Here is a 15720-nt window from a genome sequence, read left to right as displayed (position 1 = left end):
CTTCAAAAAAGGTTGAAAAAATTATTTATTAAACTTATCTACGATTTTTTTAGCGTAGCCTTCTTTATTTACTTGGCGTGCACGTCCGACTGCAAGTGAACCATCTGGCACATCACTAGTCAGTGTTGAACCCGCCGCAATATAAGCATCATCGCCGACTGTAATTGGCGCAATCAAATTGGAGTTGCAACCTACAAATACATTGTCGCCAATTTTCGTTTTAAATTTATTGAAGCCATCGTAGTTGACGGAAATCGAACCACAGCCTACATTAACGTTCTTGCCGATTTCGGCATCACCCATATAAATGAAGTGCGGTAATTTCGTATTTTCCCCAACAGTTGCTTTTTTAGTTTCTACGTAGTTGCCAATTTTGACGTTGTTATGCACGTCTGTTTCTGGGCGCAAATGCGCGTACGGCCCGATTTGAACATCATCGCCAACTTTGCTATCTTCAATGGCAGAAGAGCGAATAACGGTGCGATTTCCTATTGTTGCATTGTCAAAGTCGCAACCGCTCGAGATTAAGCAATCTTCGCCGATTTTTGTTTTCCCACGCAGCATAACATTCGCTTCAATGACTGTGTCTTGACCAATTTCAACATCTACATCAATATAAGTGCTGGAAGGATCAACGAGTGTTACGCCTGCACGCATGTGTCGTTCATTGATGCGATTTCTCATCAATCTACTTGCCTCTGCCAAAGCGACGCGGTCGTTTACACCGAGTGACTCTTCAAAGTTTTCCATACGATAAGCGGCCACCACTTCATCTGCATCTTTTAGAATCTTAATCACATCTGGCAAGTAGTATTCACCTTGCGCATTGTGGTTGGAAACTTTAGAAAGCGCATCAAAAAGCGAGCGATTATCAAAACAATATGTTCCTGTATTAATTTCTTGGACGCGTTGTTCTTTTTCAGTAGCGTCTTTATGTTCTACAATGCGTTCAACAATTCCTAAATCATCACGCAAAATGCGACCATAACCAGTTGGATCTTCTAATCGCGTTGTTAAGATTGTCGCTTTCGCACGTTTCTCCGAATGATACTTGATAAGCGCCCCCATTGTCGAACTTTCAATAAGCGGTGTATCCCCGCACACAACGATGGTTACACCGTCAAGATCGGCAAGTAAATCCTTTGCTTGCAAAACGGCATGTGCTGTTCCTAATTGTTCTTCTTGCTTAACAAATTCACTTTTATCCTTTAAATGTTCACGAACATCTTCTGCTCCGTGCCCAACAATTGTAACTATTTTTTTCATATCTAGTTGCGCAATTTGATCCACAACATGTTCAACCATCGGCTTTCCACAAACTGGGTGCAACACTTTATAAAGCTTAGATTTCATACGTGTGCCTTGTCCCGCTGCAAGCACGACTGCATATTGATTCGTCATATAAAAAGACCTCCAATTACCACTATTCTTCCATATTGAATGATACCGTAAAACCTACTTTTTTTCAAGGTTACACGCGACGCAAAAAAACCTTACCATTTTTCTGGTAAAGTAGTATTTCTAAAAAAGGGGAGATTTGTCCCTTAAATGAGTTGTTTTTAAGTAAACTTATCAGTTGTGCTACCTTTGTAAAATCACTCACTTTATAAAGCCCCTTTTCAAAAAGTTGTCTAAAACTAGTATAGCATAGTTTTACGAATCAAAAAAGAGCTACTCTTAACGAGTAGCTCGGGTGATTAAATTCATTTTATTCAGCAGAAACTGATTCGGTTTCTTCTGATACTTCGCTCGCTTCTTCTTCACCAACGCGTTCATATTCAGCTAGAACAACGTCTTGAATTTTTCCACGCGTATCAGAGTTGATTGGGTGGGCAATGTCACGGAATTCTCCGTCAACACCACGTTTACTTGGCATTGCGACAAAAAGTCCATTGTTTCCGTCAATAACACGAATATCATGTACGACGAACTCCTCATCTAAAGTGATTGAGGCAATTGCTCTCATTCTTCCATCAGTTTCAACTCGACGTAATCTCACATCTGTTACTTGCATTTCCGTCACTCCTTATCCCATTTGCCCCTTTACAACAAGGATGGTTCGCTTGCGGTATCAGATTCAGGTATCCCTCTCTGTCCGTTTCACTCACTAGCTCCTAATTTCCAGGGATTTTTGTTATTCTGCATCAGCAGAAGTTGTTTCAGATACAGCTGGCTCATCAGCCACTTCATACGCAGCGAGTACAGCTTCCTGTATTTTCGCACGTGTATCTGAATTGATTGGATGCGCGACATCCCGGAACTCTCCATCTGGAGTTCGCTTACTTGGCATTGCGACAAAAAGCCCATCGTTGCCATCGATGACACGAATATCGTGAACAACAAATTCACCATCAATCGTGATTGAAGAAATTGCTCTCATTCTTCCATCTGTTTCAACACGTCGTAATCTCACATCTGTAATTTCCATTTTCTTCACCACCTTAATTCTAGTTGTCATACTTTTTCCGAAGCCTTAAAGTCTCACGGAAAGCTAACCAAGAAAATCGAGATTTCACTTCTTCACCAGGCACCTCTATTTTCCCTATACATATAATAATAAAAAAATGAAAATTTGACAACTTTGTGAATTCGATTCAAAAATTCAAGCTATCTCACTAATCGTTATTGACAAATCGAATTGTTTTAAAAAAGTTTTAATTAAGTATACCAAAATCGTTGCGACACACTAATTTAACCGCGTTTCCGATTTCTTAAATATTCTAAAAGTAAAACTCACCATCAATTCGTGCACAATTTAAAACCAAAAATATTTCTATAAAAATTCATAAATAAAATAATTTTTCATTCAAACCCCCTACAAAATGAAACCTTGAAACCATTGATAACAAAGGGATATACACTAATACCCACTTTTCCACTTAGTATTTAAGACCTCATTTACTTTCATTGTGTAACAAACATATTAAAAATAGATGACAAGACAGCATTTCGTATATTTTTATACTTTTTCGATAGGTATTTTTACAACTTTCAAAAAAACACCTGACCGATAATCGTTTTAGATTACCGGCCAAGTGTTTTTTTAATTTATTCTGATCTGAGCGCATCAATAGGTCGAAGTTTAGCAGCCTTATTTGCTGGCGCGATACCAAAGATAACGCCTATGCAAAGCGAGAATACGAAAGAGAATATAATTGTGCCAGCCGTTACACCGGAAGGAATATTCGCCACGCTGCCAAAAATGACTGCGCCACTGACGCCAATTATTATCCCGATAACACCGCCCACTACACTAATAACAACAGATTCGATTAAGAACTGTGTTAAAATAGCGCGCTTTTTCGCTCCTAAAGCTTTTCTTATTCCAATTTCACGCGTTCGTTCACTAACGGAAACGAGCATAATGTTCATAATACCGATTCCACCCACTACTAACGAAATGGCGGCGATAGCACCTAAAGCGGTAGTAAGTGTGTTACTAATCGTATTAAAGGCATTTAAAATCTCTTGTTGATTAATAACTTGATACTTCGGTCCTAATTGCGAGGAGGTATCCTCTGCATTATCGTTCAGCTGGATAGAAAGTCGTGATTCAAGTGTGTTCACAACGAAATCAACGGAATCCGCGGAATCTGTTTCCACATAAATCGTGCGTACATTCGTATCTTTCAACATTCGTTGTGCGGCCATGATAGGAATGAAAACTTGATCATCACTTGAGCCCATCATAGATGCACCTTTTTCTTTTAAGACGCCGACCACTTTATATGGCAGGCCATTTAAACGGATTGTTTTCCCAACTGGGTCAGAAAAGCCGAATAAATCGCTAGCCACGCTTGGGCCTAACACTGCTACTTTTTGGCCGTATTCAACATCAATCGGCAGTAAAAAGCGGCCACTTTCAAGTTCTAAACTACGTGCGCCCTTATATTGGTCATTTGTACCGATAACTTTTATATTTTTATTTTGGTAATCATAAGCGGCATTAACTTGACCAGATAGTTCAGGTGATACGCTTTTAACCCCATCGATGCTTTGATATTTCATCGCATCATCATAGGAAATTTTATCGTTCGGGTTCATGGAATTGTTCATGACCGTAACTAAGTTCGAGCCGAGGTCACCCATTTGGCTGTTAACCTCTTGCGTGACGCCTTTTCCAAGCGAAACGAGCAGAATCACTGATGCAACCCCAATAATAATACCTAGCATGGTTAAAAAGGAGCGTAGCTTGCTCGTTTTAAGTTGCTTGAATGCCATTTTCATACTTTGGAGGATTGTCATTTGCTTACCTCCTCTTTATACAGACGGCCGTCTTGAATGCGAATGCTTTTCGTGCCGTATTTTGCGAGTTCTAAATCATGGGTAATCATAACAATGGTGTTTCCGGCTGCGTTTAAGGATTGCAAGATGCCCATGACTTCCTTGCCCGTTTTGGAATCAAGCGCGCCGGTAGGTTCGTCTGCGAGTAGAATCGACGGTTCGGTTGCTAAAGCGCGCGCAATTGCTACCCGTTGTTGTTGTCCGCCAGACAATTGCGTTGGCAGGTTGCGTTTTTTGTCAGCAAGGCCGACTCGGTTTAAGCAGTCCATCGCCATTTTTTCCCGCGTAGAAGATCCGTAACCGCCATAAACAAGTGGCAACTCGACATTCTCAAGCGCGGAAAGCTTTGTCAGTAAATTAAATTGCTGAAAAATAAACCCGATTTTTTTATTGCGTATTTCAGAAAGTTTATTATCGTTTAAACGATAAACATCAACTCCGTCGAGCTCGTAGCTGCCGGAATCCGGCACGTCTAGACAACCAATCATATTCATAAGTGTTGATTTCCCAGAACCAGACGGCCCTACGATGGTGACAAAATCACCTTCATCAACGGATAAAGTCACATCATCAAGCGCTTTAAAGGTTTCGCCACCAAGTGTATAACTTTTGGTGATATTTTTCATCTCAATAAGTGGATGCATGTCTTGTTCCCTCCTTTTCCGCTTGATTAAAAGCCGCCTTCTGTTGTCGTGGATTTTTGGGAAGGTAAGATAACCGTATCACCTTTTTTCAGGCCTTTCGTAATTTCGATATTATCTTCGTTATGCAATCCTGTTTCAACAAATTGTTTTTCTTTTTTCGTGCGTCCTTCTTTTTCTTTCTTCGGTACCATCACATAATAACGGTTATCGTCATCTTTTTGAACGGCCTCAATTGGCACGTAGAGTGCATCTTTCTTCTCGTTCACTAAAATCGAAGCGTCTGCAGTCATTCCTGATTTCAACCCATCCGTATTCTCTAAAGAAATCGTAACGGGGAAGGAGGATACGCCGTTTTGGGCTTGCCCCTGATCAGCAATCGTTTTAACTTTTCCTTTGAAAGTTTTGTCAGGAAGTGCGGTAACGCTCACCGTAACAGCCTGATCTACTTTAATATTCGGGATATCGAGTTCATCCATTTGCGCCTGAAACTCTAGTTCATCATAATCAGGGAACTGTTTATTTTGCGGCACAATCGCACCTGTCCCGGTTGCATTAATTTTCATGTCACCTTGCTTCACTTTTGTTGTTACAAAGTCGCTCGTATCAGCCGATTTCTTTTCGCCACCTTTATTTAAAAACCAAATTACGCCACCACCAATCACTACGATGACAATAATTGCGATAATCCATTTTTTCAATTTTTTTCCTCCTCTTCAAACTATGTAATTCTACAATATTCATACATTCTACCACAAAATCACACAAACAACGTACAGCCCCAGACTGATTTCTTTCTGGAAAAAACGTGCGCTTTATGAAGCATTCAAGTTAAAATGTGCGGGCACAAAAAAAGAAGTCCTGCTATAAGACTTCTCTAGTTCATCTATTTAACCGTGAAATAATTGCCTTCCACGACTTCAATTTGTTTTTCTTTTACATTGACATTTTTAATTTTAACAAGCGATACGTAGTCATCAATTAGGCGTTCTTCTGCGTATTCTGATTCAACTAGAACAGCGATACCAACCAATTTCGCATTGAATTCTTCAAGCAAGTTTTTCATTCCGTTAACCGTTCCGCCTGCTTTCATGAAATCATCTACGACTAAAACGTTTGAGCCTTCTGCAAGACTGCGCTTTGACAATTCCATTTTTTCAATTCGTTTTGTTGAGCCGGATACATAATTGATGCTTACCGTTGAGCCTTCCGTCACCTTGCTATCACGGCGTACGATAACGAACGGTACGCTTAAATGTTCGGCAACAGCCTGCGCAATTGGAATACCTTTTGTCGCAACAGTCATAATCGCATCGATCGGTTGGTCATTAAATTTAGTCGCCAAAATTTTACCAATTGCTTTTAGCGTTACTGGTTCACCTAAAAGATCCGATAAATATAAATAGCCGCCTGGCAAAAGGCGATTCGGCTCAGCAATGCGGTTACATAACGTTTGAACAAAATCAAGCACATCTGCATTTCCAGCAATAGAAATATAACGTACGCCGCCTGCCGCTCCTGGAACGGTTTCAAGCGTACCAATTCCGCGGTCTTCAAACGTCTTTTTAATAATAACTAAGTCCTCGCTAATAGACGATTTCGCCGAGCTGTAACGTTCAGCAAACATCGTAAGTGGAACTAACTTGCGCGGATGCGATAATAGAAACTCTGTCATATCGATTAAACGTTCACTACGCCGAATTTTCATAATCTCTCTCCCTTTTAACTCCGTATATTAAATCAAAAATCAAAATCTTTGTACGTATTTTTCTTTATTATAAAAGACTTCGCAATTCTTGACAACTTAAAAGAGCTATTACAAATCCCTAAAACTAGCTAGCGTAACATTCTCTTGCGCTAAATAATTTTGCAGTTCTTTTGATGTAAGTAGCGTCACTTCTTTCATGCGAATGTCCGAATACGATGATAGTCCTAATAATTCCTCATCCATAAACGCTGGGTGCGTCATGATTTCAACGACTTGGTCGGTATGTTTGTAAGCTTCAACAATTTTGCGAATGGTGGTCATGGTGACTCCTTCGCCGTAGAAATCATTTAAAAATAGGTCTGGAGTTTTCAATCGTTTGTAGTCCACGTCTGGCAGGCTTCTTCGCACGCTAACCCCATATTTTTCTGCCAAACGATGCTCTACTTCGTAAATATGCGGTTCAAGCAGGTGATGCACGTCAAAGTGCGTGAACGGGATGCCCGCCGCCTTGATTTTTTCGATTTGCGCCGTGAATTCGCGTTCCACTTCTTCTAGGCTAAAATCCGGTGCGTTTTGTGTCAGCTCACCGATGTTCCGATAAAACTTGCCCTCATAATTTACGAGCGTCTTCAAATCCTTCAAAACCGGACTTCCGAACGTAAGCGCAAGATGTACCCCGATATCAAGCCCCGGGTTTTCCTTCGCCATTTGAACCGCGAGATCAAATGCGTGGCCGTTTGCAAGCATTGTTGTCGAACGCACAACACCATTCTTATAGGCGTCTAACGTGCCGTACACAGCCCCTTTTGTCATTCCGAAATCATCAGCATTAAAAATGAGTTTCATCGTTATCCTCCTCTATTTTATTCGTCATATGACCATGGTCTAACCATGTATACTTCATCGCAAAAGCCTCTTAATCCGTTGTACACTCGTTTCGCGCGTGAATGCTGCTTCACAATCGCAAACACTGTTGGTCCGCTACCGCTCATCATTGCTGCATCAGCACCGAATTCAAGCATTTTTTCTTTCAATTGCTTCACTTGACTATTTTTTTCTAACGTAACACTTTCTAGCACATTTCCCATGGCCGCACAAATGCCATCTAAATCGCTCGTCGCAATCGCTGCGAGCATTTTTTTCGTATCGGGATGCGCCACTTCCTGCACCCGTAGTTCCTTGTAAACAGACGGGGTTGAAACGCCAATATTCGGTTTTGCCAAAATAATCCAGCACCCGGGCATGCGCTTAAGCCGCTCAATTAGCTCACCGCGCCCTGTGGCAAGCGCTGTCCCGCCGTAAAGACAAAACGCAATGTCCGAGCCAATCTCGGCACTTAAATCGGCTAATTTTTCTAAAGAAAGCCCTAAGTTCCAAAGTTTGTTTAACCCTTTCAAGGTAGCTGCCGCATCTGTGCTCCCCCCTGCTAGTCCTGCAGAAACTGGGATCTGCTTATCGAGAGTAATTCTAACTCCCTGTTCCACTTGATACCTATCTTTTAAAAGCTGTGCCGCTTGATACACTAAGTTACGCTTGTCGTCAGGAATAAAGTGCGCTTTTACGTCTAATTCAATTCGGTTCTCGGAAAGAAGTTCTAGCTGCAAACTGTCCGATAAATCAATCGTCGTCATAACCATTTCCACTTCGTGATAACCATCTTCGCGTTTATATAGGGCATCGAGTGATAAATTGATTTTTGCTGGCGCCTTTATCGTTATTTTCATTTTTTCGGCCTCCGTACATCCTTCTAAAATCTCTCCGTTTATTTTATCATATGCGCGGAAAAATATGTAGTTTGAATTGTGAGATGGCTGTGCGATTGGGTAAATTGAGGAGGGGGGGGAAGGAAATGAGGAGGGTTTATGCTTGGGATTAGGGGCTATGGAAGCTAATTTGATTATTAAGGGGGCTTTTGGGCTCGGATGAATACGTTCATACTTGGACTCTATGGAAGCAAGGTGCGCTTCCTAAGAGAGCTTTTCGGCTCGAACTCGGAGCTTTGCTCCAAGTTCATACTTGGACTCTAAGGAAGCAAACTACGCTTCCTAAGAGAGCTTTTCGGCTCGAACTCGGAGCTTCGCTCCAAGTTCATACTTGGACTCTAAGGAAGCAAACTACGCTTCCTAAGAGTCCAAGCAAAAAGCCGAACCACTGGTTCGGCTTGCTCTTCATTATAATGCGACTTCTGTCTTGTCGTCTGTGAACTCAAGTTCGACTGCGTCTGTTAGAATGTCTGTGTAGCTGTAGGACACTCTTTCAAAGTTGTTTTCATCTTGATTTAGTTCAACAATGAAAACGGATGGATAGGTTTCTGCTAAAACACCGCAACGTTCAATCGTTTTTTTACGGCCTCCGTTTGCTTTCAATGTTAAAGCTTTACCTAGTCTCTCGTCTAGGCTTTTTTTAATGCTTGCAATGGTTTTTGGCATTATTTTCCACCTCACTAAATAAAATTATAGCATAAAGCAAGAGGAAAATCAATAACAGAATATTTTATCAATGAAATGGTACAATGTCAACAACAATATATCTTTTCTTATAAAAAATTAATCATTTTTTATGAAAAGTTGTAATTCATTACTTATTTTAGCAAATTCAGCAATGCTGAATGTTTCTCCGCGTCTTGATAAATCGATATTTATTTCCGAAAATCGCGCTTCTAATTCAGCTTTTCGTTCCTTTAATTTTGGAAATTTGGACGCTAAATTATTCCAAAGCGTTTTACGTCTTTGAGCAAAAGCCGCGCGAGTCACTTCAAAAAAGAAAATTTCATCGTTCACTTCAGCAGCCGGCTTTTCGCGCTTCACCAAATGAATAACTGCTGAATCCACATTCGGTTGCGGCATGAAGACCGTTTTCGGCACAATGAAGGCCAGTTCCGCTTCCATGTAAAACTGAATTGCAATCGATAAACTGCCGTAGCTTTTTGTTCCTGGATTCGCGCTAATGCGTTCCGCGACCTCTTTTTGTAGCATGAACGTCATTGATTTGGCAGGAACTTTTTCATGCAAAAGCTGCAATATAATTGGCGTGGTCACATAATACGGGAGATTCGCAACAATTCTGAGTGGCGCATCTGGATTTTCAAACTGCTCACGCATTACGTTAAGCACATCCGCTTTTAAAATATCAGAGTGAACAATTTTAATATTTTCATACGGCGAAAGCGTATCCGCAAGAATAGGTAGTAGCCTTTGATCAATTTCAAAAGCAACTACTTGTTTCGCAGAACGCGCCAAATGTTCCGTCAGAGCCCCAATGCCCGGGCCAATTTCGATGACATTTGTTTCACTCGTAACATCAGCCGTCCCAACAATTCGCCGCAAAATATTCGGGTCAATCAAGAAATTTTGCCCGAGACTTTTCTTGAACAAAAAACCGTATTTTTTTAAAATTTCAGTCGTCCGAATAGGCGTTGCAATATCTTTACTCATTCTTTTCCTCCTGTAAAACGGCTTCTAGTGCTTCATCGAATTCCAGTTCTGTGATGCCGAACATTTTTAGACGCACCTCAAGTTGTTTGCCGTTCGTATAACCAATTCGCAAAATGTCCCCTAATTTCGTGCGACGCTGTTTCGCACCGGCGCCAAATAAGAGCCCTGAGGCGATAATTTTTTCGCGTGGCACTAGCGTTTCAGCCGCAATTTCCGCACGCGAGTGATAGCTTAAAAGCGCGTTTTGAATAACTTCAACACTGGCGTGCTCCACGCCAAGTCCCCGGCCATATTTCGGCAGTGCATCCTTGCGCGCAATAAACGCGTGTTTGCATCCCGGAACATACGCCTCAATGGTTTTTCTAATTTTTTCTCCCGGAAAATCAGGATCTGTAAAAATAATGACACCGCGTTTTTCTTTGGCGTGTTTAATCTCCTCTAAAATGCTTTGATTAATTGCTGAACCGCCTGTTTCAATGGTGTCGGCAATGACTGCCCGACCAAGCGCCGCCGTGTCGTCCCGGCCTTCCACAACGATAATTTCTTGAATAATTGGTTTCTCCATTTTTAACGTCCTTTTTCAAATCAATAAAGTTATCATACCACAGCCCACAAAAAAAGCGAAGCCTATTTCGCTAGGCTTCGCTCGATATACTTAATTATAAAACACGTACAGTAACAGTTCTGCGTCCCCAGTTTACACAAGAGCCATGGTCTGGGAAATAAACGTCAACGATATTCCCTTTAATTGCTCCACCTGTGTCCCCAGCAATCGCAACGCCGTATCCTTCAACCCAAACTTTTGAGCCTAGTGGAATGACGCTTGGATCAACCGCAACAACTTTTAAGCCCGGGTTCGCACTTAAATTAATACCTGTCGCAGTTCTTCCGCCACCTGTATAAGCTGTTGATTGCATTGTGAAAGTTTTACCGCCACTTGGAGCAGACGCCTGAGAAGAACGATTCACGTTCGACGCTTTCGACTTGCTTGAATGACTTACAGAAACCGTTTGGACGGCTTTTGTTCCACGTGCAACAACTTGATTTTCACTTTTTGTAACAACTGATTCACTGATGCGTTTACGTGCTTTTTCTTTACCATTTTCTAAAACAACTTCATATTTTACTTTTTTAGAGCCTTGTTTACCGGCAGAAACAACCTTTGTTTCACCTTTTTCAAGACTAGCATCGTTTTGATATACTGTATCAAAATTAATTTTTTCGGTCTTTTCTTCTGCCTTTTTATCTACGTATGTAACCAAAATTGCCATATTTTCTTTTAAAGCTGTATGTTTAGCTGGCGAAACGCGGTCATCTTTTTGAAGCTTAATGTTCTTCTCTTCTAAAAGGTCACCAACATTTGCTTTTGTGGACCAAACTTGTTCTTTTTGAGCACCATTTTGTAATACCAAATTAATCGCACGGTCGATTTTTATGTTTAAACCGTCTTTCAATTTCGTATCAAGTGCCACATTAACAACATCATGAGGACGAGTTGTGATATTTTCATCCTTAAGCAACTCTTCTACAGTCGCCTTTGTACTCCACACTTTTGTTTCATTACCGTTATCAGTAATATTCACTTGATTAGCGTTAGAAAACTTAATTTCCATGCCATCTTTAATTTTTGTATTTTTAGATGGTGACACTTCATCGTGTGCACCTAATTTAATTCCTGATTCATCTAAAGCTTCACCAACTGTAGCTGCATGTGTCTTTGCTTCAATTTTTTCACCTGCATTTAAAATGGTGATATCGTTTTTTGTTCCTTCGAAAACGAAATAAAAAACCAGTGCTACTACAATAACAAATCCTGCAATCAAAATAGGTAATTTCCATTTTGATGGTTGGTCTACGTTACTGCTGTTTTCCATGGTCATATATTTCTCCCCTTTCTACTCGCTAGTGATTATATACAAGGGAGGAAAGAACTGTCAATTTTACCAATTCTTTGTTCACATTTTCTCAATATATCATCAAAAACATTGATATAAAGCCACTTGAAAATGTTCATTTTGACAAAATTAGACTTTATGTCAATTAGATGTCAAAAAACTACGACTCAAGACTTAGGCATAAAATCAGGGGGTTTGGACTAATCCATCCCCCTTGTATCCAACAAACTTAAGAATGCATTACAGACAGCCGCTTTTATTACAGGAATGTAACAATTAAAAGTCTATTCGAAATAGCTTTTGGGCGTTATTCGTTGTTGCCGTAGCAATGTCTTCATATTTCATTTCTTTCAATTCGGCGATTTTTTCGGCAACCAACTTGACGTAAGCGGGTTCATTTCTTTTGCCTCGATTGGGGTGTGGAGCGAGATAAGGCGCATCAGTTTCGATTAAAATCCGATCAATTGGTATAGCTTCCGCCGCAATTTTTGGCAACTTCGCATTTTTAAAAGTGACTGTCCCACCGAAAGAAATATAAAAATTCATCGCAAGGCACGCCTCCATGACCTCCACCGTTTCACCGAAGCAATGCATAATGCCGCCGACTTCTTCTGCTTTTTCTTCTTTTAAAATTTGGATAATGTCATCCGTTGCTTCGCGGTTATGAATGACGATGGGCATCTTGACTTCCCTCGCCAACCGAATTTGTTTGCGAAAAACCTCAAATTGAACTTCCTTCGGCGACGTGTCCCAATGATAATCAAGCCCCATTTCGCCTAGCGCCACCATCTTAGGATGCTTCGTAAGTTCCCGCAGCCAATCTAAATCCGCATCTGTGAAATCAATTGCATCTGTAGGGTGCCACCCTAAAATCAAATAAATAAACTCATATTTATCCGCCAGTTCAAGCGCGCGTTCAATTGTTTTGCGATTAAAACCGACAACCGCCATCTTCGTAACATCATTTTCCTTCGCACGTTTAATCACTTCTTCTAAATCATCATTAAACGCGTCATCATTTAAATGTACATGCGTATCAAAAAGCATTTTTACTCCTCCAAAATTCATCTTTCTTCTATTATAATATAAAAAAAGAAGGTGAGCTAGCTCACCTTCTTTTAGGCACCTTCAATTAAATCGCGTTTCTTATAGCCGAAGTAGCCAAGGATAATTAACGCGCAACCGATGATTGTTATGGTCACAAACGTTGGGGCGTCGAAACTTTCCATAGGCATTTGTGGGATAAAACTTTGAATCGCCGTCTTTAAAAACCAGTCTGGCAAGTCTAAAATTCCGCTGAAATAGTTGAGCGCAAATGAATAGCCAAGGTAAACATAGACCAGTTTGCCAAGTTTAGGCGCAAAGCCGAATACAAATGCAGCAAGACCGATGAAAAATAGTACGGCAGGCAAGAAATTAAAGCCGCTTGCTAAAAAGTCACCCATATCCATTGTTGAATTATTTTTCATCACAGAAATGGCTGTACCCCCTAGGCTGCTAACGGCGAGTAAAATTCCGGCTACCGCCGACAAGATGGCCAGCGAAACCGATGTCCAGTACAATTTACTGCGGGTTACCTTCGTCGAATAAAGTTGACTTAAGCGAAGCCGGCTTTCTTCCACAAAAAGTTTATTAATAATCGCAATCGGCAGAATCGCAACGAGGCTCACTAACACCATCATAATCGTTGCCGTGAACGATTCTTCAATCGAAACGCCCGTTTGCGTAAACATTTGTTTCAACACGTCGTTACTTTCAAGGAACGACTGCATATCGCCGTAAATCGAGCCGTACGCTGCGCCCATAACAGCAAATGCAATCAGCCAGCCGATAATCACGCCTTTATTAATTTTGAAAAATAATCCTGGTACAGAAAGCAAAGATTTTTTCGCCGTAGCGCGTCCTTCCCGCTCTGGCAAATAACCTGCACCCATATCGCGCTTTTGTTCAAGCGCAAACGCGATGACAATCATCACCACACTGAAAATCAAAGCATATAAAAGCGGCAAAACATTATTTTCGGTAAAAGGGTAGGTTAAGTATGTCCACCCCATTGGATTTAGCATGGACAAATCGACATTGGCGACATCCGTTCCAGCACGCAAAATATACAACAGACCTACAATTCCAAGCGAAGCGCCTGTCGCGCTTGATGAATTCGGCATAATTTGCGCCATCACCAAGGCGATAACTGCCCCGATTAAGCCAGCCGCAGCAATTGATGCCCCAAATAGCATCGAACCGCCCAGCGTAATACTTGTTGCGCCAAAACTTGCCATCATGATGGCGATAAACGCGCCTAGTAGGACATTGATTACAATCGTTTCCAGAATGACCGCAAGCGAATTGGATTGACGACCAACTTGGAACGAGCGCACAAGTTCAGTTAAACCTAAATCTTCTTCTTTTCTCGTGTGCCCAACAACGTGCAGCGCCGAAACGATCATTGCAAATAAGCCACAGAAAAGGAGCATTTCATTCGAGTACATCGCACCAAGCGTATAATCGGCCGCACTGGAAACAGGTGTTGGTCCGACCATCGAGATCATCGCCGGATTTTGCATCGTTTCATACATACCAATTAAGCCTGATCCTTTTGCGATTTCTTCAAACGCTGGAACGTAAGCCCCAGAAAAAGCGCCTAGACCTACTACCCAAAATATAATTTTCTTATAATCGCGTTTGGCATATTGTAGAAATAAAATATGCCAGCGAGCAAATTTTTCTTTCATTAGATTCCCCTCCAGTCCCATCGCCTAACCTTCATAGTGACGCATGAATAGATCTTCAAGCGTAGGAGGTACAGATTCAAATTTTTTGACACCGAGCTTAGAAGCCGCTAATAAAATCGTATTAATATGTTGGTTGTCGGCAGAAAATGTGGCTTTATTTTCGTGTTGCGCAAAATCATGTACGCCTTCCACATTCGCAAGTTCGCCTGCGTCGCCTTCTGTTACAACCGTAATCGTTGAACGCGTTAAATGACGTAATTCATCAAGCGTACCAGTTTCCACAATATTCCCTTGCCGAATAATTACGACTTTATCAGCTAAACGTTCTACCTCGCTCAAAATATGAGAGGAAAGCAGAATCGCTTTTCCTGCATGCTTAATTTTTTCCACTTCATCTTGGAAAACCGACTCCATGAGCGGATCCAGTCCAGAAGTTGGCTCATCAAAAATATACAAATCGGACTCAACCGAAAGCGCAGCAATCAAGCCAACTTTTTGACGATTTCCCTTCGAATAGCTCTTCGCTTTTTTCTTAGGGTCAAGTTCAAAACGTTTGATTAAATGATCACGTTTCGCTTTATCGCCGCCGCCGTGAAGTTTCATAAACAAATCAATAATCTCTCCGCCCGTCAAGCTGCCCCAAAGCGCTACATCGCCTGGTACGTATGAAATACGCTTATGAATTTCAAGACTATCCTTCCAAACATCTAAATCAAAAACGGTAACATCACCTGCATCCCGTTTAATGATTCCAAGTATTGTGCGAATTGTTGTCGACTTCCCAGCACCATTTGGTCCGATAAAACCAACGACCTCACCAGCACCAACAGTAAATGTAACATCTTCTAACGCTTGGAATTTTCCGAATTTTTTTTGCAATCCTCGCACTTTCATAATTTCAGTCATAACACTAGACTCCTTTTTTGACGCGTTTTATTAATGTTCTCATTCCCTTTTAAACTAGAGTTTAAAACTTTTTAATTAAGAACTATAAATTATAATATCGTTCTTAACTAAAGATATTTA

General features: G+C 41.0%; 16 protein-coding genes. All 16 read right to left on the bottom strand.

The genetic code is table 11. From position 1 onward, the window contains the following. Positions 1-21: 21 nt before the first annotated feature. The 16 genes from glmU to CFS60_RS10280 all read right to left on the bottom strand — a co-directional run bounded on the left by glmU (position 22) and on the right by CFS60_RS10280 (position 15600). Positions 22-1401, bottom strand: coding sequence for a bifunctional UDP-N-acetylglucosamine diphosphorylase/glucosamine-1-phosphate N-acetyltransferase GlmU (glmU, locus tag CFS60_RS10360; RefSeq protein ID WP_088810761.1), 1380 nt, complete (start codon positions 1399-1401; stop codon positions 22-24). A gap of 307 nt (positions 1402-1708) precedes the next feature. Beyond that, positions 1709-2014 (bottom strand): septation regulator SpoVG, encoded by a 306-nt coding sequence (gene spoVG / locus CFS60_RS10355; protein WP_088810762.1) that lies wholly within the window; start codon positions 2012-2014, stop codon positions 1709-1711. Positions 2015-2134: 120 nt separating this feature from the next. Next, the gene (gene spoVG / locus CFS60_RS10350) at positions 2135-2428 is read right to left on the bottom strand and encodes a septation regulator SpoVG (RefSeq protein WP_088810763.1); all 294 of its coding nucleotides are present in this window, start codon (positions 2426-2428) and stop codon (positions 2135-2137) included. 620 nt (positions 2429-3048) lie between these two features. Continuing rightward, a complete protein-coding gene (locus tag CFS60_RS10345; RefSeq protein ID WP_088810764.1) occupies positions 3049-4245 on the bottom strand; it encodes an ABC transporter permease in 1197 nt (398 codons plus the stop codon). Then, complete coding sequence (locus CFS60_RS10340; RefSeq protein WP_088810765.1) at positions 4242-4928, bottom strand: ABC transporter ATP-binding protein; 687 nt, start codon at positions 4926-4928, stop codon at positions 4242-4244. The genes CFS60_RS10345 and CFS60_RS10340 overlap by 4 nt, the downstream gene beginning before the upstream one ends. A gap of 26 nt (positions 4929-4954) precedes the next feature. Beyond that, positions 4955-5626, bottom strand: a complete 672-nt coding sequence (locus tag CFS60_RS10335) for an efflux RND transporter periplasmic adaptor subunit (RefSeq protein ID WP_088810766.1) — start codon at positions 5624-5626, stop codon at positions 4955-4957. A gap of 185 nt (positions 5627-5811) precedes the next feature. Continuing rightward, complete coding sequence (purR, locus tag CFS60_RS10330) at positions 5812-6633, bottom strand: pur operon repressor (protein ID WP_088810767.1); 822 nt, start codon at positions 6631-6633, stop codon at positions 5812-5814. Between the two features lie 108 nt (positions 6634-6741). After that, on the bottom strand, positions 6742-7479 hold the full coding sequence (gene chbG / locus CFS60_RS10325) for a chitin disaccharide deacetylase (RefSeq protein ID WP_088810768.1): 738 nt from the start codon (positions 7477-7479) through the stop codon (positions 6742-6744). Between the two features lie 17 nt (positions 7480-7496). Further along, the gene (gene ispE / locus CFS60_RS10320) at positions 7497-8357 is read right to left on the bottom strand and encodes a 4-(cytidine 5'-diphospho)-2-C-methyl-D-erythritol kinase (protein ID WP_088839215.1); all 861 of its coding nucleotides are present in this window, start codon (positions 8355-8357) and stop codon (positions 7497-7499) included. A 447-nt stretch (positions 8358-8804) separates the two neighbouring features. Then, positions 8805-9062, bottom strand: coding sequence for a biofilm formation stimulator Veg (gene veg, locus CFS60_RS10310; RefSeq protein WP_088810770.1), 258 nt, complete (start codon positions 9060-9062; stop codon positions 8805-8807). 117 nt (positions 9063-9179) lie between these two features. Continuing rightward, entirely contained in the window at positions 9180-10067 is an 888-nt protein-coding gene (gene rsmA / locus CFS60_RS10305) for a 16S rRNA (adenine(1518)-N(6)/adenine(1519)-N(6))-dimethyltransferase RsmA (RefSeq protein WP_088810771.1), read from the bottom strand. Then, positions 10060-10632 (bottom strand): ribonuclease M5, encoded by a 573-nt coding sequence (gene rnmV / locus CFS60_RS10300; RefSeq protein WP_088839213.1) that lies wholly within the window; start codon positions 10630-10632, stop codon positions 10060-10062. Before rnmV ends, rsmA begins: the two co-directional genes overlap by 8 nt. 94 nt (positions 10633-10726) lie before the next feature. Further along, complete coding sequence (locus tag CFS60_RS10295; RefSeq protein ID WP_088810773.1) at positions 10727-11947, bottom strand: G5 and 3D domain-containing protein; 1221 nt, start codon at positions 11945-11947, stop codon at positions 10727-10729. 291 nt (positions 11948-12238) lie between these two features. Then, positions 12239-13009 carry a TatD family hydrolase gene (locus CFS60_RS10290; protein WP_088810774.1) on the bottom strand — a complete coding sequence of 257 codons (771 nt, stop codon included), beginning with the start codon at positions 13007-13009 and terminating at the stop codon, positions 12239-12241. A 71-nt stretch (positions 13010-13080) separates the two neighbouring features. Continuing rightward, a complete protein-coding gene (locus CFS60_RS10285) occupies positions 13081-14694 on the bottom strand; it encodes an ABC transporter permease (protein WP_088825826.1) in 1614 nt (537 codons plus the stop codon). A 24-nt stretch (positions 14695-14718) separates the two neighbouring features. Continuing rightward, a complete protein-coding gene (locus CFS60_RS10280; RefSeq protein WP_088810776.1) occupies positions 14719-15600 on the bottom strand; it encodes an ABC transporter ATP-binding protein in 882 nt (293 codons plus the stop codon). Positions 15601-15720 lie beyond the last annotated feature (120 nt).

It is taken from the genome of Listeria sp. ILCC792, assembly GCF_900186135.1.
GTDB classification, from domain to species: domain Bacteria; phylum Bacillota; class Bacilli; order Lactobacillales; family Listeriaceae; genus Listeria; species Listeria goaensis.
The sequence above is the reverse complement of the archived record's forward strand: the minus strand, read 5'-3'. Positions and strand labels throughout refer to the sequence as shown.

Excerpts from the sequence above, each read along its gene's own strand:
- glmU (WP_088810761.1), bottom strand. The coding sequence starts at position 1,401 with ATGACGAATCAATATGCAGTCGTGCTTGCAGCGGGACAAGGCACACGT.
- spoVG (WP_088810762.1), bottom strand. The coding sequence starts at position 2,014 with ATGCAAGTAACAGATGTGAGATTACGTCGAGTTGAAACTGATGGAAGA.
- spoVG (WP_088810763.1), bottom strand. The coding sequence starts at position 2,428 with ATGGAAATTACAGATGTGAGATTACGACGTGTTGAAACAGATGGAAGA.
- CFS60_RS10345 (WP_088810764.1), bottom strand. The coding sequence starts at position 4,245 with ATGACAATCCTCCAAAGTATGAAAATGGCATTCAAGCAACTTAAAACG.
- CFS60_RS10340 (WP_088810765.1), bottom strand. The coding sequence starts at position 4,928 with ATGCATCCACTTATTGAGATGAAAAATATCACCAAAAGTTATACACTT.
- purR (WP_088810767.1), bottom strand. The coding sequence starts at position 6,633 with ATGAAAATTCGGCGTAGTGAACGTTTAATCGATATGACAGAGTTTCTA.
- chbG (WP_088810768.1), bottom strand. The coding sequence starts at position 7,479 with ATGAAACTCATTTTTAATGCTGATGATTTCGGAATGACAAAAGGGGCT.
- ispE (WP_088839215.1), bottom strand. The coding sequence starts at position 8,357 with ATGAAAATAACGATAAAGGCGCCAGCAAAAATCAATTTATCACTCGAT.
- veg (WP_088810770.1), bottom strand. The coding sequence starts at position 9,062 with ATGCCAAAAACCATTGCAAGCATTAAAAAAAGCCTAGACGAGAGACTA.
- rsmA (WP_088810771.1), bottom strand. The coding sequence starts at position 10,067 with ATGAGTAAAGATATTGCAACGCCTATTCGGACGACTGAAATTTTAAAA.
- rnmV (WP_088839213.1), bottom strand. The coding sequence starts at position 10,632 with ATGGAGAAACCAATTATTCAAGAAATTATCGTTGTGGAAGGCCGGGAC.
- CFS60_RS10295 (WP_088810773.1), bottom strand. The coding sequence starts at position 11,947 with ATGACCATGGAAAACAGCAGTAACGTAGACCAACCATCAAAATGGAAA.
- CFS60_RS10290 (WP_088810774.1), bottom strand. The coding sequence starts at position 13,009 with ATGCTTTTTGATACGCATGTACATTTAAATGATGACGCGTTTAATGAT.
- CFS60_RS10285 (WP_088825826.1), bottom strand. The coding sequence starts at position 14,694 with ATGAAAGAAAAATTTGCTCGCTGGCATATTTTATTTCTACAATATGCC.
- CFS60_RS10280 (WP_088810776.1), bottom strand. The coding sequence starts at position 15,600 with ATGACTGAAATTATGAAAGTGCGAGGATTGCAAAAAAAATTCGGAAAA.